Genomic DNA, 23,066 nt, shown 5'->3' on the forward strand with positions numbered 1-23,066 from the left:
TACGATCTGACGCAGAACCTGATCGTGCCCACGCTCTGCGTGGGCATGGCTCCTGTGACGCTCCGCGTCACCCGTCGATGGACGCGGAGCGTCCTGAGCGGCGTTACCACGCGGAGCGTGGGAACGATCAGCTGCCGTTGAAGCGGTCTGTCGACACTGCTCGCTTTTCGATCACGCGCCAGACCTGCCGCTGCCTTTTGGCGCGTAAAGTGTGGGGGCATAGCGCAATGCCATGCCACACGACGTCAGCCGCTTCTGCCGCCGGTCGGCTGTGCATGAAGTGACACTCGCCCCGGGGTGACCTTTCGCTGATTCGCGCGAGTGCTACCGAATTGCTCATCCCGCCCGCCATTCCCGCGGCTTCCCAATCGATAGGTCGCTAACGGAACAGCCATGTCGCTCCCGAATAGACGCTTCGCGACGTCGCAAACAAGAGTTATTGAATGCTCATTCAACTTTAGGCATGGCATTTGCGTTGCAATACACAAAGCTCTCCAGCGATGAGGGCGAAACAACAAGAGCCTCGACTTGGGGCCATCAACCGCTTTTCGTGTGAGGAGATACCGTGATGACTTCGTTCAACTCCGGGGCTCAACCCCAGAACCGTGCGCCTCAATCCATCGGCTTCCTGCTGTTGGACAATTTCACACTGATCTCTCTCGCATCTGCGGTTGAGCCACTGCGTATGGCCAACCAACTTTCCGGCCGTGAGCTGTATCGCTGGACCACGTTGAGCGTCGACGGCAACCAGGTCTGGGCCAGCGACGGTCTGCAGATCACCCCTGACGCAGCCATGCACAAGGCGCCGGTGCTGGACACCGTGATCGTCTGCGGCGGCGTCGGGATTCAACGCACCGTCACCCGTGAACATGTGAGCTGGCTGCAGAGCCAGGCCCGTCAGTCCCGTCGTCTGGGCGCGGTCTGCACCGGCAGTTGGGCGTTGGCATGCGCTGGCTTGCTCGACGGCTTCGATTGCAGCGTGCACTGGGAATGTCTGGCGGCGATGCAGGAAGCCTTCCCGCGCGTGGCCATGAGCACGCGTCTGTTCACACTGGACCGTAACCGCTTCACCAGCTCCGGTGGCACGGCGCCGCTGGACATGATGCTGCACCTGATCAGCCGTGATCATGGTCGTGAGCTGTCCGCCGCGATTTCCGAAATGTTCGTTTATGAGCGCATTCGCAATGAGCAGGATCACCAGCGCGTGCCGCTCAAGCACATGCTGGGGACCAATCAGCCCAAGCTTCAGGAAATCGTCGCGTTGATGGAGGCCAACCTCGAAGAGCCGATCGACCTCGATGAACTGGCCGTCTATGTCTCGGTGTCGCGGCGTCAGTTGGAAAGGCTGTTCCAGAAGTACCTGCATTGCTCGCCGTCGCGCTACTACCTCAAGTTGCGCCTGATCCGGGCCCGGCAACTGCTCAAGCAGACGCCGATGTCGATCATCGAAGTGGCTTCGGTCTGTGGTTTTGTCTCAACGCCGCACTTCTCCAAGTGCTACCGCGAGTACTTCGGCATTCCGCCACGGGATGAGCGTGTCGGCTCCAACACCGCCCAGCAGGTGGCGATGATGCCGATTCCGCAAGCAATGGTGCTGGCTCCCCTCTCCGGTCCGCTGTCGGCCTTGAGCCAGGCGCGCAACGAATCGACGTTCGCGAGTGTGAGGTTGTAAGCACTCACACCGTAAGGCCGTAGGAGCGCGCTTGCCCGCGAACAGGGCGTGTCAGCCGCCGTATTGGGTGCAGACACACCGTCATCACGGGCAAGCGCGCATCTGCAAAGATGAACGCTCAGTGCGCCTTGCTCTTGTTGTACGACGCCAGCGCCGGCAACAACTGTTGATCGATCGCCTGGCGCACGGCAGGCAGGATGGTCGCGCTGCCGCTGAGCATCTTCTCGACCAGCTGCCGCAATGCGCGGGCGCGGTCTTCATTGAGGCCGCAGACGGCCTGAGCGCACGCTTGCTCGGCCGTGGCACCTGACGGCATTTCAAAACCGATGGCTCTGAGTTGGCCGAGAAGATCGTCCTGGTCGATCAGGTCTGCATGCATCATGAGGCTCGCTCCTTTTATTGAGGTTGCACAGATTCTGGGAGCGCGCTGCGCACTCGGCAATACCTGTCGCAGGCGATGTCTGGCATGCGCAACAGGGTGTCGGTTTTAGCTATGTAACCGGTTAGTTAAATCCACATAATGGCTTCACTCATCATTGTCCGAAGCTTGGGTTGGTCACCTTATGGCCCGGACAAATGCCTCAACCCCGGTTTCGTAACGGCTTGACCGGGGCTTTTTTTGCCTGTTGAAAAGACGCCTACCATTTCGCCTAATCGCGATTCGCTTTAATCATTATTTCGGATCGTTCCAAGCCCTGCGTTCCCGTTCGCTATCTTGAAAAAAGGGGTCATATCGAGGTGGCCACTAAAGACCTTATGGAGGAGCGCAATGCATGGAGTGAACCGTCTTGCGCGCCTGGCAGTGCAATGCTGCCTGTCATGTCTCATGTTCACATGCCTTTGGCTGGACGGCTGTTCAAGCGGAAGAACCTTCTCAGGCGCCACGAGGCGAAATTGAGCTCGGCGCTGAAAATCCGGGCGTTTGGGAGCTGGTCAACATCGGTAATGGCTATTTTCAGATCAGAATCCACTCCCCCGATGGCAAGAAGATGCGCTGTCTAATCACGTTCAAGGGGAGTGATGAGGTCAAGCTTCGCGATTGCGAGGGCAACTTGGCAGGGCCTGCCATGTTGAACAACTGGAACTTCAATCAATTGAAAGCCGGCGGGTACGAGGTCGTGAATCGCTGGGCAGATTTCTACGATTATCCGGCGTGTCTGGCCGCGCCTTCCGACACCGTCATGCTGAAACCCTGCCCCTTCAGTGTGGGGCGTGTGCGGTCCCTCGAAGGTGTCTCCAAACGGTATGCAGAGCCCGACGCACGTTGAAGGTGAAGGCGTTTGGCGATCAAACGTGACAGACGAAGCGTCTGCCAAAACAAGCCTGGTTTGCTAAACTCCGCAGCCTTCCAGGAGCCGCCATGAACTACCGTCACGCCTTTCACGCTGGCAACCACGCCGACGTCTTGAAACACATCGTCCTGACTCGTTTGATTGCGCTGATGTCGCGCAAGGAGCAACCGCTCGCGTACCTCGACACCCATGCCGGCATTGGCCTTTACGATCTGCAAGGCGATCAGGCCACCCGCACGGGCGAGTGGATCGAAGGTATTGGCCGTCTATGGGACGCTACCGACGTGCCCGCCGTGGCGGCCGGGTATCTGGATGTGATCCGTCACATGAACCGCAAGACCGGCGAGTTGCGTTATTACCCCGGTTCCCCTGAGCTGGCGCGCCGCGTGACACGCGAGCAAGACCGCGTGCTGCTCAACGAGAAGCATCCGGAAGACGGCGTACTGCTCAAGGACAACATGAAGTATGACAAGCGCGTGGCCGTGCATCTGGGCGAAGGCTGGCATGTTCCGCGTGCTTTGCTGCCGGTGCAGGAAAAACGCGCGGTGATGCTGATCGATCCGCCGTTCGAGCAGTTGGACGAGATGAAGCGCTGCTCGGTAGCGCTCAAGGAGACGATCGGGCGGATGCGTCAGACCGTGGCGGCGATCTGGTACCCGATCAAGGATCCGCGCGCGCTCAAGCGTTTCTATCAGGAGCTGGCCGAGACAGGCGCGCCCAAACTGCTGCGTGTCGAGCTGCTGGTGCACCCGCTGGAAACGCCGAACAGCCTCAACGGCTCGGGCCTGGCCATCGCCAACCCGCCGTGGGGGCTGGAAGAAGAACTGCGTGAATTGCTGCCATGGCTGGCAGAAAAGCTGGCGCAAACCAAGGGTGACTGGCGGTTGGATTGGCTGATTGCCGAGGCGTGAGGCCGTGGCGGTTTGGAGAGGGGGCTATTGCTGGCAAGCCGGGCTGCTAAGGGGCATGAGGGTGTCTGAAAGGTTTGAGTTCGCCCCGCTCGATCTGTAGAAGCGCGCTTGCCTGCAACAATGGAGTATCAGTCACCCACGCTGTCGGGGTACCGACGCTATCGCGGGCAAGCGCTTCTACGGGATGATCAGCGATTCAGGCTCGGTGGCATGCACACCCCGGTTCCGCCAATGCCGCAGTAACCCTGCGGGTTCTTCGCCAGGTACTGCTGATGATAAGCCTCGGCGAAATAAACCGTCGGCGCCTGATCGATTTCCGTGGTGATTTGACCCAGGCCGGCTTTGCTCAATTCGGCCTGATACACCTCGGCGCTTTTCTTCGCAGCGTCCAATTGGTCAGGTGTGGTGGCGTAGATCACCGAGCGGTACTGAGTACCGATGTCGTTGCCCTGACGCATGCCCTGAGTCGGGTTGTGCAGTTCCCAAAACATCGCCAGCAGCGCTTCGTAGCTGACCTTCGCAGGCTCGTAGACCACAAGCACCACTTCGCTATGCCCGGTCAGCCCCGAACAGACTTCTTCATAGGTCGGATTTGGTGTAAAGCCACCGGCGTAGCCCACGACCGTGCTGACGACGCCTTCGCGTTGCCAGAAACGACGTTCCGCACCCCAGAAGCAACCCAGACCGAAGATTGCGAACTCCACGTCCTCGAAGAACGGTCCCAGTAGTGGACGACCGTTGACGAAGTGTGTTTCAGGGAGCGCCATCGGCGTTTCGCGGCCCGGCAAGGCTTGCTGGGCGGTGGGCATATCACTTTTGTTCACAAGAATTTCCGAGCGCAAGGCCATGAGGTCGATCCTCTCTGGACAGATAACGGCTAAGTGAAGTCAGAGGATTCTGATTCCGATCAAGGCGGCCAGTTTGCCGCACAAGGGCAGAGCAGGGAAGGGTTCAGCCGCGGCTGACGCGAGGGTAGCGACGCAAGGCGTTGATGAGGTCTTCGCCGGGAATGGGCTTGTCGAACAGATACCCTTGGCCGACATCGCAGCGATGACGGCGCAGGAAGGCCAGTTGTTCGGCCGTTTCGATGCCCTCGGCCACCACCGTCAGCTTGAGGTTGTGCGCCATGGCGATGACCGCCGAGGTGATTTCCATATCGTCTTGGTCATCCGGAATGTCGCGGATGAAACTGCGGTCGATCTTGATCACATCGATGGGGAATTTCTTCAGGTAACTGAAGGACGAATAGCCGGTTCCGAAGTCGTCCATGGCCAGGGTCAGGCCCAGCGTCTTCAACGATTCCAGTTGCAGCCGCGTATCTTCCGTCGCCTCCAGCAGCAGACCCTCCGTCAACTCGAGTTCGAGCAATGAGGGGTCGAGCTGTTCCTCTCGCAGAATGTTGGCCAGCGAGCTGACCAGTTCCGGGTCCGAGAACTGTTTGGGCGACACGTTGATTGCCACATGCAAGTTACCGTAACCGGCAGCGTTCAGTTGCTTGCTCATGCGGCAGGACTGGCGCGCGACCCATTTCCCGATGGGGATGATCAGGCCGGTTTCCTCGGCCACGCTGATGAACTGATCCGGACGAATCATGCCCTTTTCCGGGTGGTTCCAGCGCAGCAGCGCTTCCAAGCCCAATAGCCGGCCTGTGCGAAGGCAGAGCTTGGGTTGGTAAAAGACTTCGAGTTCGTTCTGGGTCAGCGCGCGCCGCAGGTTGTTTTCGACGAACAGCTTGTAGCTGGCCTCTGCGTTGAGCGCCTCGGTGAAGACCTGAACCTGATGCTTTCCGTTGGCTTTCGCCTTGTGCAGCGCGAGCCCGGCGTTCTTCATCAACGTCTGTGGATCGCGGCCATGCAACGGCGCGCAAGCCAGGCCGACGGAGCCTGTGACACTGATCAGCTGATTGTCGACGAACATGGGCTTGTCGAGGGTCGTCAGCACCTGTTGTGCGATGCGCTGACCTTCTTCCGGTGCCGTGTCATCCAGCAGCACGGCGAACTCGTTACTGGCAAAGCGCGCCAGAATACCGCTCGGGCTCAGGCTGTTGCGCAGGCGGCGCGCCAGGCTGATCAGCAGCTTGTCGCCCGTCTGATGGCCGAGGCTGTCGTTGATGCGCTTGAAGTTGTCGATGTCGACCAGCAACAGGCTGATCGGCGTTTCGACGTCGCGGGCGAAATGCTCGTCGAGGGTGCGAATGAATGCCGGCCGGTTGCCCAGGTTGGTCAGGTTGTCGGTATACGCCAGGCGCTCGATCCGTTGCTGGGAGAGCTTGGCCTGGGTGATGTCTTCGTAGATGCCGATGTAATGGGTCAGTTCGCGGTTATCGCCGTAGACCTTGGAGATCGAGAGCTGGCCCCAATAGGGTTCCAGGTTCTTGCGCCGACTTTTGAATTCGCCCTGCCAACTGTTGCCACTGACCAGGCTGGAATTGGCATCGAGCAGCAGCGTGTCGAGGTTCTCCAGCGCCGGCAACTCGGACAGGCGCTGGCCCTGGACCTCCTCGGCGGTGTATTGGGTGATTGCCGTGAAACTTGGGTTGACGTACTCCACCACGCCCTCGCGGTTCACCAGCAGGAACGCATTGGCGCTTTGCTCCACCGCTCGCTGGAACAGGTGCAGTGCATTGGTTGCGGCGCGCCGGTTGTGGTTGTTGATGGCCTGGGCGAATTGATCGGCCAATTCGCCCGCAAAGGCGATCTCGTCCGATTGCCACTCACGGGTGACGCCGGTCTGTTCCAGGCACAGCACACCGACTACATGGCCATCGATACGAATACTGGCGTCGAGAATGGCGTTGATGTCACGCGGGCCTAGACTCTCGGCCAGTTCGCGGGTGCGTGGGTCATGTTGCACATCGTGAGCGTCGATGGCGCGGCTGTTGTGCAGGGCTTCCAAGTAACTGGGGTAGCGGCTGATATCGATGGGCGCACCCTTGCGGTACTCATCGGCTGCACGGCTGTACTCGGCAATGGGCTCCAGCACCTGGCCGTTGAGATTCCAGATGGCTGCGCGGTCGATGTCGTAGATTTCGCAGGCGTTTTTGGTGATCAGCTCGGCCGCTTCCTGCAGCGAATCACTGGATCGATAACGATGGCGGGTCAGCCGCAAAATCAGGTTCTGCTGAGCACGCACGCGCTCCAGGTGCTGCAATTGTTCGTGCTGCGCCCGCTGGTTGAGCTCCAGCGCGATCTGTAGGCGCGAATTCTGGACTTCCAGGTCGGGGGAGAAGGCGAGCTCGCTGGGGTCGAAAACGTCGCTGACCACCATCAGGTAGCCCCGCAACAGTTCCCGATTGTGCTGTCGGTAGCCTTCACCGATCTCCATCAGGCCCAGCGGCCCACGGGTGGTGTGCAGGGTATAGCGGATGATGTAGTGCGAGTGCTTGCTGAGCTGCGTCTGCACCGAGTCGTGCAACTGATAGCGTGCCTCGGGCTCCATGAGGCTGGCGTACGGCGCCCCGATCAGGGCGCACAGCTCGATGGCGGGCATGTCGAATTGCTTTTCGCAGTTGGGGTCCAGGTAAAGCATTGCCCAACTGGCTTCATTCAGCCGCTCGAAACGCAACATGCCGAGCCGCGAGGGCACCGGCAATTGCGTCACGACCTCGGCTGCCGATCTTGCGGCAGCATCAGGTTGGCTTTTCATGAAGGAACTCGCTTTGAGAGTACGGTCGCGCGTGGGCAGAAACCCATCGTTAAATCGCGTGTCGCAAGGTTGCATCATGGCGCACGGGCTGACAAGTGAGCGCGATGGCTTAGTGCTATAAATCTGTCGGCAAATCGTGGATTAACTAAAGGTTGTTGGTCGGAATTGTCGTAAAGGGCGGGTAAGTGGTTGTTATTCGTGAGTGTCGGCGACCAGCAGACCGCAGGAGCGCGCTTGGTCTGGGCCGCATCCGGACGACGGCGGTGGCACATTCACCGCTGTGGGTGGCAGGCATGCCCAATCGTCCGGATGCGGCCCAGACCAAGCGCGCTCCTACCATCTGTCATATCTTCGGCAAAAAAAGCCCCGCTGATTGAGCGGGGTTGAGGTACGAGCGTGGCGCTCGAAAACTGCCAAGGCCCGCTCGTGGGAGCGGGCCCCGTGCGACTTACAGCAAGATCGTCCGGATGTCCGCCAGCAGATCGCTCAGACGCTTGGTGAAACGCGCAGCCGCAGCACCATTGATCACGCGGTGGTCGTAGGACAGCGACAGCGGCAGCATCAGGCGAGGCTGGAAGGCTTTGCCGTCCCAAACGGGCTGCATGGTGGCCTTGGACACGCCCAGGATCGCGACTTCCGGCGCGTTGACGATCGGCGTGAAGCCTGTGCCGCCAATGTGGCCGAGGCTGGAGATGGTGAAGCAGGCACCTTGCATGTCGTTGGCCGACAGCTTCTTGGAGCGGGCTTTCTCGGCCAACTCGGCCGCTTCCGCCGCCAGTTGCAACAGGCTCTTCTGGTCGACGTTCTTGATCACCGGCACCAGCAGACCGTCCGGGGTATCCACGGCGAAGCCGATGTGGAAGTACTTCTTGCGAATGACCGCTTTGCCACTAGGGGCCAGCGAGCTGTTGAAGTCCGGCATTTCCTTGAGCAGGTGCGCGATGGACTTGAGCAGCAATGGCAGCACGGTCAGCTTCACGCCCGCTTTTTCAGCGACGGCTTTCTGCGCGACGCGGAAAGCTTCCAGGTCGGTGATGTCGGCTTGGTCGAACTGCGTGACGTGGGGAATGTTCAGCCAACTGCGGTGCAGGCCGGTCGCGCCCAGTTGCATCAGGCGAGTCATCGGCACTTCTTCGATTTCACCGAAACGGCTGAAATCGACTTCCGGAACAGGAGGGATGCCCATGCCGCCGGTCGCGCCAGCAGCAGCCGGAGCGTCTTTGGCCTTGGTCATGATGGATTTGACGTACGCCTGCACGTCTTCCTTCAGGACGCGGCCGTGTGGGCCGGTAGCCGTCACAGCGTTCAGCTCGACGCCGAACTCACGCGCCAGTTGGCGAACTGCCGGGCCTGCGTGGACTTTTGCACCGCTTGCAGCTGGAGCTGCGGCCGGTGCCGCTTCAGCTTTTGGCGCTGGAGCGGGAGCCGATGCGGCGGCAGGGGTTTCAGCCTTGGCCGGGGCTTGAGCCGGAGCAGCGGCTGGAGCCGGTGCGGCAGCCGGAGCAGCGCCCGCGACCTTCAGTTTCAGGATCAGGTCACCAGTGCCGACTTCGTCTTCGACCTTGACGCTGATGCTTTCGACCACGCCTGCCGCTGGAGAAGGAATCTCCATCGAGGCTTTGTCCGATTCCAGCGTGATCAGCGATTGATCCGCTTCGATGCTGTCGCCGGCCTTGACCAGCAACTCGATGATGCGAGCTTTGCCCGACGAGCCGATGTCCGGTACATGGATATCCTGAACCGACTCGCTTGCGGCAGCAGCAGGCGCGGCGGCAGGTGCAGGCGCGGCTTCAGCGGGTTGCTCGGCGGCGGGCGCCGGGGCAGCAGGGGCCTGGGCAGCAGGTTCAGCCGCCGGTGCGGCGGCCGCGTCGCCTTCCACTTCCAGTTCCAGCAGTTCGTCGCCTTCTTTCAGACGGTCGCCCAGCTTCACTTTCAGTGCTTTGACGACACCGGCTTTCGGCGCCGGAATTTCCATGCTGGCCTTGTCCGACTCCAGGGTCAGGAGGCTTTGGTCGGCCTCGATGCGATCACCGACCTTGACGAACAACTCAATGACTTCACCGTCACCGCTGCCGATGTCGGGTACACGAATTAACTCACTCACAATGTCTCTCCTCAGGAGAACCTGTTCACTCGACTGCGCTGTTGCGCCAGCAACGAAACAGCCGGGGATGCTCATTTACCGAAGTAAATTCCGCATCGGCGGCTGTTTCGCGCATGCGTTCAGCGCTCTTCTCGACCTACGCTCAGCAGTCCAGCGGGTTGCGCTTCTCAGGGTCGATGCCGAACTTGGTGATGGCTTCCGCCACGACTTTCGGTTCGATATCGCCGCGATCAGCCAAGGCTTCCAGAGCCGCCAGCACGATGAAGTGACGGTCGACTTCGAAGAAGTGACGCAGCTTCTTGCGGCTGTCGCTGCGGCCATAGCCGTCAGTGCCCAGAACCTTGTATTCCTTGGTCGGAACCCACTGACGGATCTGGTCAGCGAACAGTTTCATGTAGTCGGTCGAAGCGATGACCGGACCTTTACGGCCGTTCAGGCACTCTTCAACGTAGCTCAGTTGCGGCTTCTGACCGGGTTTCAGGCGATTGCTGCGCTCAACGGCCAGCCCGTTGCGGCGCAATTCGTTGAAGCTGGTGACGCTCCAGACGTCAGCCCCGATATTGAACTGCTCGCGCAGGATCTTCGCCGCTTCGCGCACTTCGTTGAGGATGGTGCCGGAGCCCATCAGTTGAACGTGATGAGCCGCTTCGCGCTTGTCTTCTTCCAGCAGGTACATGCCCTTGATGATGCCTTGCTCTACCCCGGCCGGCATCGCTGGCTGATGGTAGTTCTCGTTCATCACGGTGATGTAGTAGTAGACGTTTTCCTGCAGGGTCATCATCCGATGCGTGCCTTCCTGCATGATCACCGCCAGCTCGTAGGCATAGGCAGGGTCGTAGCTGCGCACGTTCGGGATGGTGCTGGCCAGCAGGTGGCTGTGGCCGTCTTCGTGTTGCAGACCTTCACCGTTGAGCGTGGTCCGGCCGGACGTGCCGCCCAGCAGGAAACCGCGCGTCTGGGCATCGCCCGCCGCCCAGGCCAGGTCGCCGATGCGCTGGAAGCCGAACATCGAATAGAAGATGTAGACCGGCAGCATCGGGGTGTTGTAGTTGCTGTAGGCAGTACCGGCAGCGATGAACGAGGAGAACGCGCCCGCCTCGTTGAGGCCTTCCTGCAGGATCTGGCCGTCCTTCTCTTCGCGGTAGTACATCACCTGGTCGCGGTCGACTGGCTCGTAGAGTTGGCCGACTGGGGAGTAGATGCCCAACTGACGGAACATGCCTTCCATACCGAAGGTACGCGCTTCGTCGGCGAGGATCGGAACGATGCGCTTGCCCAGTTCCTTGTCTTTCACCAGCGAGGCGAGGATGCGACCGAACGCCATGGTGGTGGAAATTTCGCGGTCGCCGGAGCCGTCCAGGATGGATTTCAGCGTATCCAGGCCTGGGGTCGGGATGCTGATGTTGCCGCGGTTGCGCTGTGGCAGCGAGCCGCCCAGTTTCTCGCGGCACTTGCGCAGGTATTTCATTTCCGCGCTGTCTTCGGCCGGACGATAGAACGGCAGCGATTCGAGTTCCGAATCGTTCAGCGGGATGTCGAAGCGATCACGGAATTTCTTCAGCGACTCGATATCGACTTTCTTGGTGTTGTGCGCGGTGTTCTTCGCCTCGCCCGCACCGGTTCCGTAGCCCTTGATGGTCTTGGCGAGGATGACGGTAGGCTGGCCTTTGTGGTTGACCGCCTGATGGTACGCCGCGTAGACCTTGTACGGGTCGTGGCCGCCACGGTTGAGTTTCCAGATCTCGTCGTCGGAGAGGTTCTCGACGCGCTTGAGCAGTTCCGGATCGTCGCCGAAGAAGTGCTTGCGCACGTAGGCGCCGTCTTTGGCCTTGTAGTTCTGGTACTCGCCGTCGATGGCTTTGTCCATGCGGCGCTGCATGAGGCCATCTTCGTCCTGGGCGAACAATGGGTCCCACATGCGACCCCAGATGACCTTGTTGACGTTCCAGTTGGCGCCACGGAACACGCCTTCGAGTTCCTGAATGATCTTGCCGTTGCCGCGAACCGGGCCGTCGAGGCGCTGCAGGTTGCAGTTGATGACGAAGATCAGGTTGTCGAGGTTTTCACGACCGGCCAGGGAGATGGCGCCCAAGGTTTCCGGCTCGTCACACTCGCCGTCACCGATGAAGCACCAGACTTTCTGCTTGCCAGCCGGGATGAAGCCACGGTTTTCCAGGTACTTCATGAAGCGTGCCTGGTAGATCGCGGTAATCGGGCCCAGACCCATGGAAACGGTCGGGAATTGCCAGAAGTCAGGCATCAGGTGTGGGTGCGGGTACGACGACAGGCCGCCACCATCGACTTCCTGACGGAATTTGAGCATCTGTTCTTCGCTCAAGCGGCCTTCGAGGAAGGCGCGAGCATAGATACCCGGTGAAGCGTGGCCTTGGTAATAGATCAGGTCGCCGCCGTGTTCCTCGGTCGGGGCCTGGAAGAAATAGTTGAAGCCGATGTCATAGAGCGTCGCACTGGAGGCGAAGGTGGAGATGTGGCCACCCAGATCGGGGTCCTGCATGTTCGCGCGCATGACCATCGCCAAGGCGTTCCAGCGAACGATCGAACGGATGCGGCGTTCCATGAACAGGTCGCCGGGCATGCGTGCTTCGCGGGTAACGGGGATCGTGTTGCGGTAAGGCGTGGTGATGGAATAGGGCAGTTGCGAACCGCTGCGAGTGGCGAGTTCACCCAGACGGGTCATCAGGTAGTGAGCGCGGTCTTCGCCTTCTTTGTCGAGAACCGATTCCAGGGCGTCCAGCCATTCCTGGGTTTCGACGGGATCGAGGTCTTGCATGGCTTGCTCCAGGGCGGAAAGGCTTCCAGAATCGGTTGCCTGAGTTTGTTGCGACTGGCCTTGTGGGCAGACGACGTAAAATTCTTGGATGACCGGAGAGGTGTCCGGCTCCGTGTAGTTTTACTACAAATCTTTGGCTGTTTCAGCTTTTTGACTTGTATATACAGTAGTAAAACTACAGTTGGGCGATGTTTTCGCCCAAGTTTTGCGATGAATCAAATGAAAAATGTTGGTAGAAACCATAAAAAGATCAGCGGGCGTCTGATGCTGGCAATCAAAAACAGGCAAATACCAGCAATTTTTAACCTTTGTTCGACAGTCCGACCGGATGTTGCGGTACACCACTGGTTCCGGGCCGGCCTTCGAACGCCGATCAAGGATAGACCATGAGCCTTCCTTCGCTGGCCGATCTGCCAGCCTCACTGCTGCCGCTGGTCACTCGTGCGCAACACACCGTCCGAGCGGCGCTCGCCGCGTTGAACGACGCGAGCCTGGCTGCTTTCGAGGCCTGGCCTGCCGAACGTCTGGCGGCTTTCGAGCGCGTCTGCGCGGCCAGCGACTTCGTCGCCGAACACGTCGGACGCGACCCGCAAATGCTGCTCGATCTCGCCGAATCCGGTGAGTTGGAGCGCAGCTTTGCGGCCCACGAGCTGCGTGAGCACATCGCCGCTGCGGTTGCCGAAGCGAACACCGACGATGAGCTGGGGCGTAATCTACGTCGTCAACGGACGCGGCAGCAAGTCCGAATTATCTGGCGCGATGTCACTCGCCAGGCCGACTTGGTAGAAACATGCCGCGACCTGTCCGACATGGCCGATGGCAGTATCGACCTCGCCTATCGGTGGTTGTACGACAAACACTGCCAGCAATTCGGTGTGCCGACTGGGCGTCGAAGCGGCGAGCCTCAGCAGATGGTCATCCTCGGCATGGGCAAGCTGGGGGCCGTGGAGCTCAACCTGTCGTCGGACATTGATCTGATCTTCGCTTACCCCGAAGGCGGTGAGACACACGGAGTCAAACGCCCGCTGGATAACCAGGAGTTTTTCATTCGTCTCGGCCAGCGCTTGATCAAGGCGCTGGATCCAGTGACGGTCGACGGTTTCGTGTTCCGTGTCGATATGCGCTTGAGGCCCTACGGTTCGTCCGGCGCGTTGGTGCTCAGCTTCAACGCTCTGGAGCAGTACTACCAGGATCAAGGGCGCGATTGGGAACGCTACGCCATGATCAAGGCGCGAGTGGTCGGGGGCGATCAGGCTCGCGGCCGGGAGCTGCTGGAGATGCTGCGGCCCTTCGTTTACCGACGCTATCTGGACTTTTCCGCCATCGAAGCGCTGCGCACGATGAAGCAACTGATTCAACAGGAGGTCCGTCGTAAAGGCATGGCCGCCAACATCAAGCTGGGGGCCGGCGGTATTCGCGAGGTGGAGTTCATCGCCCAGGCTTTCCAGTTGATCCACGGCGGACGTGACCTGAGCCTGCAGCAACGCCCTCTGCTCAAGGTGTTACGCACCCTCGAAGGGCAGGGTTATCTGCCGAGTTCCGTCATCGCCGAGCTTCGCGACGGCTACGAATTCCTGCGCTACACCGAGCATGCGATTCAGGCCATCGCCGACCGACAAACCCAAATGCTGCCCGATGACCCCCGTGATCAAGCGCGTGTCGCTTTCATCATGGGGTTTGCCGATTGGAGCGCGTTTCACCAGACGCTGATGCACTGGCGGGGTCGGATCGAATGGCATTTCCGCCAAGTGATCGCCGACCCGGATGAGGAAGAAGGGCAGGCGTACGGCGGTGACGAGATCGTCGGCGGCGAATGGTTGCCGCTGTGGGAAGAATCGCAGAACGAGGAAGCCGCCTGTCGCCAACTGCAAGAAGCAGGTTTCGCCGATGCCCAGAAAGCCCTCAGGCACTTAAGCAATCTGCGCAACAGCTCACAACTGCGTTCGATGCAACGGCTGGGGCGTGAGCGTCTTGACGCATTCATCCCACGCCTGCTGGCCCAAGCCGTCGAGCATGACAATCCCGATCTGGTGCTCGAGCGAGTGCTGCCTCTGGTCGAGGCAGTGGCTCGGCGCTCGGCCTACCTGGTCCTGCTGACCGAAAACCCCGACGCACTGCGCCGTTTACTGACCCTGTGCGCGGCCAGTCCCTGGATTGCCGAGCAGATCGCGCGCTTCCCGTTGCTGCTCGACGAGTTGCTCAACGAGGGGCGCCTGTTCAGCCCGCCAAAGGCGCTTGAACTGGCTGCCGAGCTGCGCGAACGCCTGACCCGTATCCCTGAAGACGATCTTGAGCAGCAAATGGAAGCGTTGCGTCATTTCAAGCTGGCACATCGTCTGCGGGTGGCTGCCTCGGAGATCACTGGCAGTTTGCCGTTGATGAAAGTCAGCGATTACCTGACCTGGCTGGCCGAGGCCATTCTGGAGCAGGTTCTGGCACTGGCGTGGCGACACACCGTTGCGCGTCACGGTGCGCCGCGCCGTCCGGATGGCAGTTTGTGCGATCCGGGTTTCGTGATCGTCGGCTACGGGAAGGTCGGGGGGATTGAACTGGGTCATGGTTCGGACCTGGACCTGGTGTTCATCCACGATGGCGATCCCCAGGCCGAGACCGACGGTCCCAAGCCCATCGATGGCGCGCAATTCTTCACGCGTCTGGGGCAGCGGATCATTCACCTGATCACCACGCAGACGAACTCGGGCCAGCTCTACGAAGTGGACATGCGTCTGCGGCCCTCGGGGGCGGCGGGGCTGCTGGTCAGTTCGTTGGGCGCATTTTCGCGCTATCAGGAAAACGAAGCCTGGACCTGGGAACACCAGGCCCTGGTCCGTGCACGGGTGTTGGTCGGCAGCGCGGACGTGGGGCAAGGGTTCGAAGCCGTACGCGCTTCGGTGTTGGGGCGCGAGCGCGATCTGGATACGTTGCGCCGGGAGGTCAGCGACATGCGCGCCAAGATGCGCGACAACCTCGGGACCCGCAGCACCGCAGCAGGCAAGGGCGAAAATGCCTTCGAACCCACGGCATCGTTCGACCTCAAGCAGGATGCCGGTGGTATCGTCGATATCGAATTTATGGTGCAATACGCGGCCTTGGCCTGGTCCAGAGAGCATCCCGCGCTACTTCGCTACACCGATAACATTCGTATTCTCGAAGGGCTGGAAGCAGCAGGACTGATGCCCCCCGCAGATGCCAGCTTGTTGCGCGAGGTGTATAAAGCCTACCGTTCCGCCGCCCACCGACAAGCGCTGCAAAAGGATGCGGGTGTGGTCAGCGGTGATCAGTTCGCAGTCGAACGGCGTCAAGTGATGCGGATCTGGGGGCAGTTGGGGTTGAGTTGAAGCATGAAGGATTCTTCACGGAAGCCTTCGGCCCCATCGCGGGCAAGCGCGCCACCGGTACATCGCGTTTCTACGGAAAATCGGGATTGATCGGGGCGCTGCGTTCCATTGTAGGCGCGTGCTTGCCCGCGATGGCGTCAGAACCAACGCCACAGGGTCCGAATTTGTTGGATTTATATAAAGCTATGACAGGGAGGCGTCAGGCTGTGTGGAAGCGTCACGCAGCCTGATCGGCCTCCCTGCTCGTTTCTGGTCGTTTTGGATTGAGCATGAGAATTCTGATCGTAGGGCCCAGCTGGGTCGGTGACATGGTGATGGCGCAAACGCTGTTCCAGTGCCTGAAACAGCGACACCCGCAATGCCAAATCGATGTGCTGGCCCCTGAATGGAGTCGGCCGCTCCTCGAGCGCATGCCCGAGGTGCGCACGGCCTTGAGCTTTCCGCTCGGCCACGGCGCACTGGAGTTGGCAACGCGCCGACGCATCGGCCAATCTCTGAAGGGCCAGTACGATCAGGCGATCCTGTTACCCAATTCCTTGAAGTCGGCCTTGGTGCCTTTTTTTGCAGGCATTCCCAAGCGGACGGGGTGGCGGGGCGAATTTCGCTACGGCCTGCTCAATGACGTTCGCCTGTTGGACAAACAGAAATACCCGCTGATGATCGAGCGGTTCATGGCGCTGGCCTTTGACAAAGGTGCTGAAATTCCGCGTCCTTATCCGCAGCCGAGTTTGCGGATTGAAGCCACCAGCCGCGATGCCGCACTGGCCAAGTTCGGGCTCACGCTCGACCGCCCGGTGTTGGCCCTGTGCCCTGGCGCCGAATTCGGTGAGTCCAAGCGATGGCCTTCCGAGCATTACGCCAAAGTGGCCGAAGCGAAGATTCGCGAAGGCTGGCAAGTCTGGCTGTTCGGCTCGAAAAACGATCACGCGGTGGGCGAAAGCATCCGTGAGCGGCTGATTCCCGGCTTGCGTGAGGAGTCGAGCAACCTCAGCGGCGCGACCTCGCTGGCCGAGGCCATTGATCTGCTGTCCTGCGCTGACGCCGTGGTCTCCAACGATTCAGGCCTGATGCATGTGGCCGCGTCGCTCAACCGTCCCTTGGTCGCCGTGTATGGCTCGACCTCGCCCAGCTTTACGCCGCCTCTGGCCGATCAGGTCGAAATCGTGCAGTTGGGCATCGAATGCAGCCCATGCTTCGAACGCACCTGCCGTTTCGGCCACTACAACTGCCTGCGTCTCCTGGAACCGGATTCGGTGATCCAAGCGCTGGCCCAGTTGAGTGGCACGCCGGTCGAGGTTGCCTGACTTGCGGGTACTACTGATCAAGACTTCGTCGTTGGGTGACGTCATTCACACCCTGCCTGCGCTGACCGACGCTGCCCGCGCCATTCCTGGCATTCAGTTCGACTGGGTGGTGGAAGAAGGCTTCGCCGAGATTCCTACCTGGCATCCCGCGGTGTCCGGGGTGATTCCGGTGGCGATTCGTCGCTGGCGCAAAAACCTCTGGCAGACTTTCAAGAACGGCCAGTGGCGCCAGTTCAAACAGCGCCTGCGCGACACCCGTTACGATCGGGTGATTGACGCCCAGGGCCTGCTGAAAAGCGCGTGGCTGACCCGTTACGTCAAGGCGCCAATTTCGGGGCTGGACAAAAGCTCTGCGCGTGAGCCCTTGGCCGCGCACTTTTATGATCACCCGTATCCCGTCGCCCGCGGCCAGCACGCCGTCGAACGCTTGCGGCAATTGTTCGCCCAGGCGCTGGGGTACCCAGTACCCGCAGGGGTCGGCGATTATGGTCTGGACCGCAGCCGTCTGCTGAGCGGTGAACGCGGCGCGCCGTTCGTTCTATTCCTGCACGGCACGACGTGGGATACCAAACACTGGCCCGAGCTGTACTGGCGCCAATTGGCCGAGCGCATGATCGGGCAAGGCCTGGAAGTGCACCTGCCGTGGGGCAACCCGTCAGAGAAGGCGCGGGCTGAGCGTATCGCCCAAGGGCTTGATAAAGCAGTTGTGCTGCCCAAATTGAATCTGGCAGGCGTTGCTCAGGTTCTGGCCGGCGCTCAGGGCTGTGTGGCCGTGGATACCGGTCTGGGTCACCTGGCGGCTGCGCTGGACGTGCCCACGCTGTCGTTGTTCGGGCCTACCAATCCGGGCCTGACCGGCGCCTATGGCAAATCGCAGGTTCACCTGGCGGCTGACTACCCGGCCTGTGCACCCTGCCTGCAGAAAAAATGCACCTATCGCCCCACCGCCGAAGACCGGCGTCAGGTCGATATCGAACGCGAGTGGCCGATGTGCTTCACTCGCCTGAATCCCGAGCGAGTAGCGAGCCGGTTGAGCTCGCTGTTGCTGGCAAAGGAACACCTGTGATGCAACTGGCATTCGTGCTCTATAAGTATTTTCCCTTCGGCGGCTTGCAGCGCGATTTCATGCGCATCGCCCTGGAGTGCCAGCGGCGTGGGCATTCGATTCGCGTCTACACGCTGATCTGGGAAGGTGACGTGCCTCCCGGCTTCGAGGTGCTGGTGGCACCGGTCAAGGCGATCTTCAATCACCGGCGCAACGAAAAACTCACCGACTGGATGAATGCCGACTTGGCCAAGCGTCCGGTTGACCGCTTGATCGGCTTCAACAAGATGCCAGGGCTGGACGTGTACTACGCCGCCGACGGGTGCTATGAGGACAAAGCGCAGAACCTGCGCCACGGCCTTTACAAATACTGGGGCCGCTATCGTCATTTCGCGGACTATGAGCGCGCGGTATTCGCGAAGGACGCCAAGACCGAGGTGCTGATGATCTCCGAAGTGCAGCAGCCGCTGTTCATCAAGCATTACGGCACGCCGCTGGAGCGTTTCCATTTGCTGCCGCCGGGCATCTCTCAGGACCGCCGCGCGCCGCCCGATGCAGCCCAGATCCGGGCTGACTTCCGTCGCGAGTTCGAGCTGGACGCCGACGATCTGCTTTTGGTGCAGATCGGCTCCGGGTTCAAGACCAAGGGGGTCGACCGCAGTCTCAAGGCGCTCGCGGCCTTGCCAGCAGACTTGCGCAAGCGTACTCGTCTGTTCGTCATCGGCCAGGACGACCCCAAGCTGTTCCAGATGCAGAGCACCGCGCTGGGCCTGACCGACAACGTGACGTTTATGAAAGGGCGCAGCGATATCCCGCGCTTCCTGCTGGGCGCCGACCTGTTGATTCACCCGGCGTACAACGAAAATACCGGCACCGTCCTGCTCGAAGCGCTGGTCGCCGGGTTGCCGGTGCTGGTCAGCGCGGTGTGCGGCTACGCCCATTACATTGCCGAGGCCGACAGCGGCCTGGTGCTCGATGAGCCCTTCGAACAACACCAGCTCAACGATTGCCTCGAACGTGTGCTCAAGGATGATGCCTTGCGTGCCGCCTGGGGCAGGAACGGGCTGGCGTTCGCCGACACGGCTGACCTTTACAGCATGCCGCAGCACGCAGCGGATGTGATTCTGGCGGAGCACCGCGGATGAAGCTGATGCTTGAAGAACCTTTCAAGAGCCTCTGGGCCGGGCGCGATGCGTTCGAAGCGGTCGAGGCATTGCAGGGCCAGGTGTACCGCGAGCTGGAAAACCGCCGCACTCTGCGTACCGAGGTCAATGGCCGTGGCTATTTCGTCAAGATCCATCGGGGCATTGGTTGGGGAGAAGTCGCGAAGAACCTGCTGACCGCCAAGTTGCCGGTATTGGGCGCCGGCAAAGAGTTCGAAGCGATCAATCGCTTGAAGGCGGCTGGTGTGCCTACCATGACGTCGGTGGCCTACGGTGAGCGAGGAAGCAACCCCGCCGCCCAGCATTCTTTCATCATCACCGAAGAGCTGGCGCCCACTGAAAGCATGGAAGACGTCAGCATCGACTGGGTGAAAGTCCCGCCCGAGCCTCGGATGAAGCGGGCGTACATCGCCGAAATCGCAAGGTTGGTCGGCACGATGCATCGCGCGGGGGTCAACCATCGTGACTGCTATCTGTGCCACTTCCTGCTGCACACCGACACGCCGGTCACCCCGGACAGCTTCAAGCTGTCGGTGATCGATCTGCACCGTGCTCAGACCCGACCGCGTATCACCCGGCGCTGGCGTAACAAGGATCTGGCCGCGCTCTATTTTTCTGCGCTGGATATCGGCCTGACCCGCCGCGACAAGCTGCGCTTTCTCAAAGGCTACTTCCAACAGCCGCTGCGCAAGATCCTCGCCGAAGAGTCGGCGCTCCTTGATTGGCTGGAGGCCAAGGCCGAGAAGCTGTATCAGCGCAAGCTGCGATACGGGGATGCGCTCTGATGGCGGGTTGGAATCTGGAACCTGAGTACGCTGCACTGGCCGATGATTTTGGCTCGCTGGACGCGGTCTTCGCCTTGCAGGGAGAGCGCCTGACCCGTGACCCGCTGTCAGAAGTGATCCGCGTCGAGCGCGGCGGCATCCACTATTACGTGAAGCGCTACTCGGCTGCGGGTAAAGGTCTGCGACGCTACCTGGGGCGACCTCGGGTCAAGTCCGAGTGGCAAAACCTCAAGCGTTTCGCCAAGTGGGGCATTCCAACGGCCGAAGTGGTGGCCTGGGGGCTGGAGCGCAAGGGCGCCGCTTACGATCGAGGGGCGTTGATTACCCGCGAGCTGCCGCGTACTGAAGATTTGTCCGAGCTGGCCAAGCACCAAGACGAACGCCTGGCCGATCGCGCGTGGGTCGAAGGGATCAGCCAGCAAGTGGCGCGTTACACCCGCACGATGCATGACCATCACTTCACCCACAACGACCTGAAGTGGCGCAACCTGCTGGTGGACGATCAGTCAACGGTGTTCCTGATCGATTGCCCCAACGGCGCGTTCTGGGTCAGCTTCATGTTGCGTTACCGCATCACCAAGGACTTGGCATGTCTGGACAAGGTCGCCAAATACCACTTGTCCGCCACCCAGCGACTGCGTTTCTATCTGCAATACCGCGGGCGCCAGCGCCTGAACGATTCGGACAAGAAACGTATTCGCCATATCGTCAGCTTTTTCGAGGGGCGCGAATGAGTGTTTTTATTGCCGATGCCGACCGTTCGCTGCTGGAGCGCCACGGCCTGGCGGCCTTTGACCCGCTTTGGGCGCTTGAACTGGACGCCGTCGACGAGCCCAATACCGGGCGGGGCGGATGGAGCAGTGTGTTCCGTCTGGACCTCGAAGGATCGGGTTTCTACCTCAAGCGCCAGAGCAATTACCTGACGCATACCTTGCATCACCCGTTCGGCGAACCCTCGTTTTCCCGCGAGTTTCGCAATATCCGTCTTTATCAGAAGCTTGGCATACCGGCGCTGCACGCCGTGTTCTACGGCGAGAAGAAGGTCGATGGCGAGCGCCGGGCCATCCTGATGACCCGCGCCCTGGATGGCTGGACCGATCTCGATACCCTGCTGACCCATTGGGGCGAGATGGCGGCCACTCAGCGCCTGGCAATTCTCCAGGCCTGTGGCCAACTGGCGCGTACACTGCACAAGGCAGGGCAGGTGCATGGTTGTTTCTACCCCAAGCATATTTTCCTCAAGGCCAATGGCGGCGAATATCAGGCGCAATTGATCGACCTGGAAAAGACGCGCAGAGCGATCTTTGGCCAACGCGACCGGGTCAAGGACATCGAGCCGCTGCTGCGGCGCGCACCGATGTGGAACGAAGCGGAAATTCGCGAGCTGCTTGCCAGCTACCTGCAAGCCCCCATTGACAGCGGGTTGATCGATGCATGGTGGCAGCGGTTGGCCAGACGCGGCAGCCATAAGCGCAGCCATCGTTAAAACGTTCACCCCTGCGGGTGATGTTGTCTGCCAGATGAGCCATCTGGATCAAGCAAGATTGAAGAGGATGCCGATGCGTCTGTCTGAACTGAAAACCGCCGGCCGTACCCCCGCGTTGCCGATGAGCATCACTTTGGCGGATGCGGCGGGCCCTGCTGACTTGCAGTTACTCAGCCTGTTGCGTGTGCTGCCGGGGCAGCGCTATGTGGGCGCAGGCATATGGCGTGGGCGTCCGGTACTGGCCAAGTTGCTCGTGGGGCACAAGGCGCCGCGGCATTTTCAGCGTGAGCGCACAGGCGTGCAGTGGCTTGCCGATCAAGGCCTGGCCACGCCGAAGCTGCTGGCTGACGGGCTGCAGGAGGGCGAGGGCGGCTGGCTGTTGTTCGAATTTCTCGATCGCGCCCAATCCCTCGGGGATGCCTGGAAGGCGGTCGAGCACCTGCCCCCGCTCGCCGATGAGCAGACCGCCGTGCTCAGCGAAGCGCTCGGCGCCATCGGCCAGATGCACGCCAAAGGTCTGTGGCAGGAAGACTTGCACCTGGACAATCTGCTCCGCCAGAACGGCCATCTGTACCTGATCGACGGTGCCGGCATTCGGGCCGAGGAGCCGGGCAAGCCGCTGTCTCGTCAGAAAGTGCTGGAAAACCTCGGGGTGTTCTTCGCCCAATTGCCCAAGGCACTGGAGCCCTTCACTGAAGAACTGTTGGTCTACTACCTGTTGAGCAATGGCGAACACGCCCTGCCGGTCGAGGCGCTGCAGAAGCAGATCGACAAGGTCAGTCGGTGGCGCCTGGCGGATTACTTGATCAAGGTCGGTCGTGAGTGCAGTTTGTTCAGCGTCAGCGACGGCCCGTTCGGTCTGCGCGCGATTCGCCGCGAAGAAGAGGCCGCGATGGTGCCGGTGCTCGAGCAGGCCGATACGCTGATCGACCGCGGCCACCTTTACAAAACCGGTGGCGCGGCCAGTGTGGCCAAAGCCGACGTCGATGGGCGGGCGCTGGTGATCAAGCGCTACAACATCAAGAACTTCGCTCACTGGCTCAAGCGTTTCTGGCGCCCGAGCCGGGCCTGGCACTCCTGGCGCGAGGGCAACCGCCTGATGTTTCTCGGTATCGCAACGCCAAAACCACTGGCATTGCTGGAGCAGCGTTTTTTCTGGCTGCGACGCAAGGCGTACCTGGTGACGGAGTATTTGCCAGGGCCGGACATCATCGAACGGTTCGCGCCCTACGTGGCCTCCGGCGATGCGCCGGAAACCGAGTTGCAGGCGCTGGATCGTCTGTTCGCCCAGTTGGTGCGTGAGCGCATCAGCCACGGTGATCTGAAAGGGCACAATGTATTCTGGCATCAGGATCGCTGGGCGCTGATCGACCTCGACGCTATGTGCCAGCACAGCTCTGCAAGTGCATTCGCGGCAGCCTTTGCCAAAGACCGCGCCCGGTTCATGCGCAACTGGCCCGCCGACAGCGCGCTGCACCAGTTGCTGGAGCAGCGCCTGCCGAAGCTCTCGTGAGGTTCAAGTGGTGGCGC

General features: G+C 60.8%; 16 protein-coding genes. 11 read left to right on the top strand and 5 right to left on the bottom strand.

Annotation, left to right across the window (positions count from 1 at the left end; translation table 11 throughout):
* Nucleotides 1-568: 568 nt before the first annotated feature.
* A complete protein-coding gene (locus N5D61_RS09340) occupies nt 569-1,672 on the top strand; it encodes a GlxA family transcriptional regulator (protein ID WP_108237368.1) in 1,104 nt (367 codons plus the stop codon).
* Nucleotides 1,673-1,790: 118 nt separating this feature from the next.
* Here the strand turns inward: N5D61_RS09340 and N5D61_RS09345 are convergent, their stop codons facing one another.
* The gene (locus N5D61_RS09345) at nt 1,791-2,054 is read right to left on the bottom strand and encodes a hypothetical protein (protein WP_108237367.1); all 264 of its coding nucleotides are present in this window, start codon (nt 2,052-2,054) and stop codon (nt 1,791-1,793) included.
* A 406-nt stretch (nt 2,055-2,460) separates the two neighbouring features.
* Between N5D61_RS09345 and N5D61_RS09350 the strand changes: the two genes are divergently transcribed.
* On the top strand, nt 2,461-2,940 hold the full coding sequence (locus N5D61_RS09350) for a hypothetical protein (protein WP_279892228.1): 480 nt from the start codon (nt 2,461-2,463) through the stop codon (nt 2,938-2,940).
* A 92-nt stretch (nt 2,941-3,032) separates the two neighbouring features.
* Nucleotides 3,033-3,875, top strand: coding sequence for a 23S rRNA (adenine(2030)-N(6))-methyltransferase RlmJ (gene rlmJ / locus N5D61_RS09355; RefSeq protein ID WP_108237365.1), 843 nt, complete (start codon nt 3,033-3,035; stop codon nt 3,873-3,875).
* 188 nt (nt 3,876-4,063) lie between these two features.
* Here the strand turns inward: rlmJ and msrA are convergent, their stop codons facing one another.
* The 4 genes from msrA to aceE all read right to left on the bottom strand — a co-directional run bounded on the left by msrA (nt 4,064) and on the right by aceE (nt 12,415).
* On the bottom strand, nt 4,064-4,723 hold the full coding sequence (gene msrA / locus N5D61_RS09360) for a peptide-methionine (S)-S-oxide reductase MsrA (RefSeq protein WP_108237364.1): 660 nt from the start codon (nt 4,721-4,723) through the stop codon (nt 4,064-4,066).
* A 103-nt stretch (nt 4,724-4,826) separates the two neighbouring features.
* On the bottom strand, nt 4,827-7,520 hold the full coding sequence (locus N5D61_RS09365; protein WP_108237363.1) for an EAL domain-containing protein: 2,694 nt from the start codon (nt 7,518-7,520) through the stop codon (nt 4,827-4,829).
* Nucleotides 7,521-7,968: 448 nt separating this feature from the next.
* Entirely contained in the window at nt 7,969-9,624 is a 1,656-nt protein-coding gene (gene aceF, locus N5D61_RS09370; RefSeq protein WP_279892231.1) for a dihydrolipoyllysine-residue acetyltransferase, read from the bottom strand.
* 142 nt (nt 9,625-9,766) lie between these two features.
* Entirely contained in the window at nt 9,767-12,415 is a 2,649-nt protein-coding gene (aceE, locus tag N5D61_RS09375; RefSeq protein ID WP_279892233.1) for a pyruvate dehydrogenase (acetyl-transferring), homodimeric type, read from the bottom strand.
* A gap of 386 nt (nt 12,416-12,801) precedes the next feature.
* Between aceE and glnE the strand changes: the two genes are divergently transcribed.
* From glnE to N5D61_RS09415, 8 genes are all read left to right on the top strand, one after another.
* Nucleotides 12,802-15,753: a bifunctional [glutamate--ammonia ligase]-adenylyl-L-tyrosine phosphorylase/[glutamate--ammonia-ligase] adenylyltransferase gene (gene glnE, locus N5D61_RS09380; RefSeq protein WP_279892235.1), complete on the top strand. Its 2,952-nt coding sequence runs from the start codon at nt 12,802-12,804 to the stop codon at nt 15,751-15,753.
* A 269-nt stretch (nt 15,754-16,022) separates the two neighbouring features.
* On the top strand, nt 16,023-17,057 hold the full coding sequence (waaF, locus tag N5D61_RS09385; protein WP_279892237.1) for a lipopolysaccharide heptosyltransferase II: 1,035 nt from the start codon (nt 16,023-16,025) through the stop codon (nt 17,055-17,057).
* Between the two features lies 1 nt (nt 17,058).
* Nucleotides 17,059-18,123: a lipopolysaccharide heptosyltransferase I gene (gene waaC / locus N5D61_RS09390; protein ID WP_279892239.1), complete on the top strand. Its 1,065-nt coding sequence runs from the start codon at nt 17,059-17,061 to the stop codon at nt 18,121-18,123.
* A complete protein-coding gene (locus N5D61_RS09395) occupies nt 18,123-19,247 on the top strand; it encodes a glycosyltransferase family 4 protein (RefSeq protein WP_108237357.1) in 1,125 nt (374 codons plus the stop codon). The genes waaC and N5D61_RS09395 overlap by 1 nt, the downstream gene beginning before the upstream one ends.
* The gene (rfaP, locus tag N5D61_RS09400; protein WP_279892241.1) at nt 19,244-20,050 is read left to right on the top strand and encodes a lipopolysaccharide core heptose(I) kinase RfaP; all 807 of its coding nucleotides are present in this window, start codon (nt 19,244-19,246) and stop codon (nt 20,048-20,050) included. The genes N5D61_RS09395 and rfaP overlap by 4 nt, the downstream gene beginning before the upstream one ends.
* Nucleotides 20,050-20,784: a lipopolysaccharide kinase InaA family protein gene (locus tag N5D61_RS09405; protein ID WP_108237355.1), complete on the top strand. Its 735-nt coding sequence runs from the start codon at nt 20,050-20,052 to the stop codon at nt 20,782-20,784. Before rfaP ends, N5D61_RS09405 begins: the two co-directional genes overlap by 1 nt.
* Nucleotides 20,781-21,536: a lipopolysaccharide kinase InaA family protein gene (locus N5D61_RS09410; protein WP_279892244.1), complete on the top strand. Its 756-nt coding sequence runs from the start codon at nt 20,781-20,783 to the stop codon at nt 21,534-21,536. The genes N5D61_RS09405 and N5D61_RS09410 overlap by 4 nt, the downstream gene beginning before the upstream one ends.
* A 73-nt stretch (nt 21,537-21,609) precedes the next feature.
* Nucleotides 21,610-23,049: a lipopolysaccharide kinase InaA family protein gene (locus N5D61_RS09415; RefSeq protein WP_279892246.1), complete on the top strand. Its 1,440-nt coding sequence runs from the start codon at nt 21,610-21,612 to the stop codon at nt 23,047-23,049.
* The last annotated feature ends 17 nt before the right edge of the window (nt 23,050-23,066 follow it).

It is taken from the genome of Pseudomonas sp. GD03842, assembly GCF_029841165.1.
Classification (GTDB): Bacteria; Pseudomonadota; Gammaproteobacteria; order Pseudomonadales; family Pseudomonadaceae; genus Aquipseudomonas.

What these genes read in the sequence shown, in the direction of transcription:
- N5D61_RS09340 (WP_108237368.1), top strand. Translation starts at nt 569, where the DNA reads ATGACTTCGTTCAACTCCGGGGCTCAACCCCAGAACCGTGCGCCTCAA.
- N5D61_RS09345 (WP_108237367.1), bottom strand. Translation starts at nt 2,054, where the DNA reads ATGATGCATGCAGACCTGATCGACCAGGACGATCTTCTCGGCCAACTC.
- rlmJ (WP_108237365.1), top strand. Translation starts at nt 3,033, where the DNA reads ATGAACTACCGTCACGCCTTTCACGCTGGCAACCACGCCGACGTCTTG.
- msrA (WP_108237364.1), bottom strand. Translation starts at nt 4,723, where the DNA reads ATGGCCTTGCGCTCGGAAATTCTTGTGAACAAAAGTGATATGCCCACC.
- N5D61_RS09365 (WP_108237363.1), bottom strand. Translation starts at nt 7,520, where the DNA reads ATGAAAAGCCAACCTGATGCTGCCGCAAGATCGGCAGCCGAGGTCGTG.
- aceE (WP_279892233.1), bottom strand. Translation starts at nt 12,415, where the DNA reads ATGCAAGACCTCGATCCCGTCGAAACCCAGGAATGGCTGGACGCCCTG.
- glnE (WP_279892235.1), top strand. Translation starts at nt 12,802, where the DNA reads ATGAGCCTTCCTTCGCTGGCCGATCTGCCAGCCTCACTGCTGCCGCTG.
- waaF (WP_279892237.1), top strand. Translation starts at nt 16,023, where the DNA reads ATGAGAATTCTGATCGTAGGGCCCAGCTGGGTCGGTGACATGGTGATG.
- N5D61_RS09395 (WP_108237357.1), top strand. Translation starts at nt 18,123, where the DNA reads ATGCAACTGGCATTCGTGCTCTATAAGTATTTTCCCTTCGGCGGCTTG.
- rfaP (WP_279892241.1), top strand. Translation starts at nt 19,244, where the DNA reads ATGAAGCTGATGCTTGAAGAACCTTTCAAGAGCCTCTGGGCCGGGCGC.
- N5D61_RS09405 (WP_108237355.1), top strand. Translation starts at nt 20,050, where the DNA reads ATGGCGGGTTGGAATCTGGAACCTGAGTACGCTGCACTGGCCGATGAT.
- N5D61_RS09410 (WP_279892244.1), top strand. Translation starts at nt 20,781, where the DNA reads ATGAGTGTTTTTATTGCCGATGCCGACCGTTCGCTGCTGGAGCGCCAC.
- N5D61_RS09415 (WP_279892246.1), top strand. Translation starts at nt 21,610, where the DNA reads ATGCGTCTGTCTGAACTGAAAACCGCCGGCCGTACCCCCGCGTTGCCG.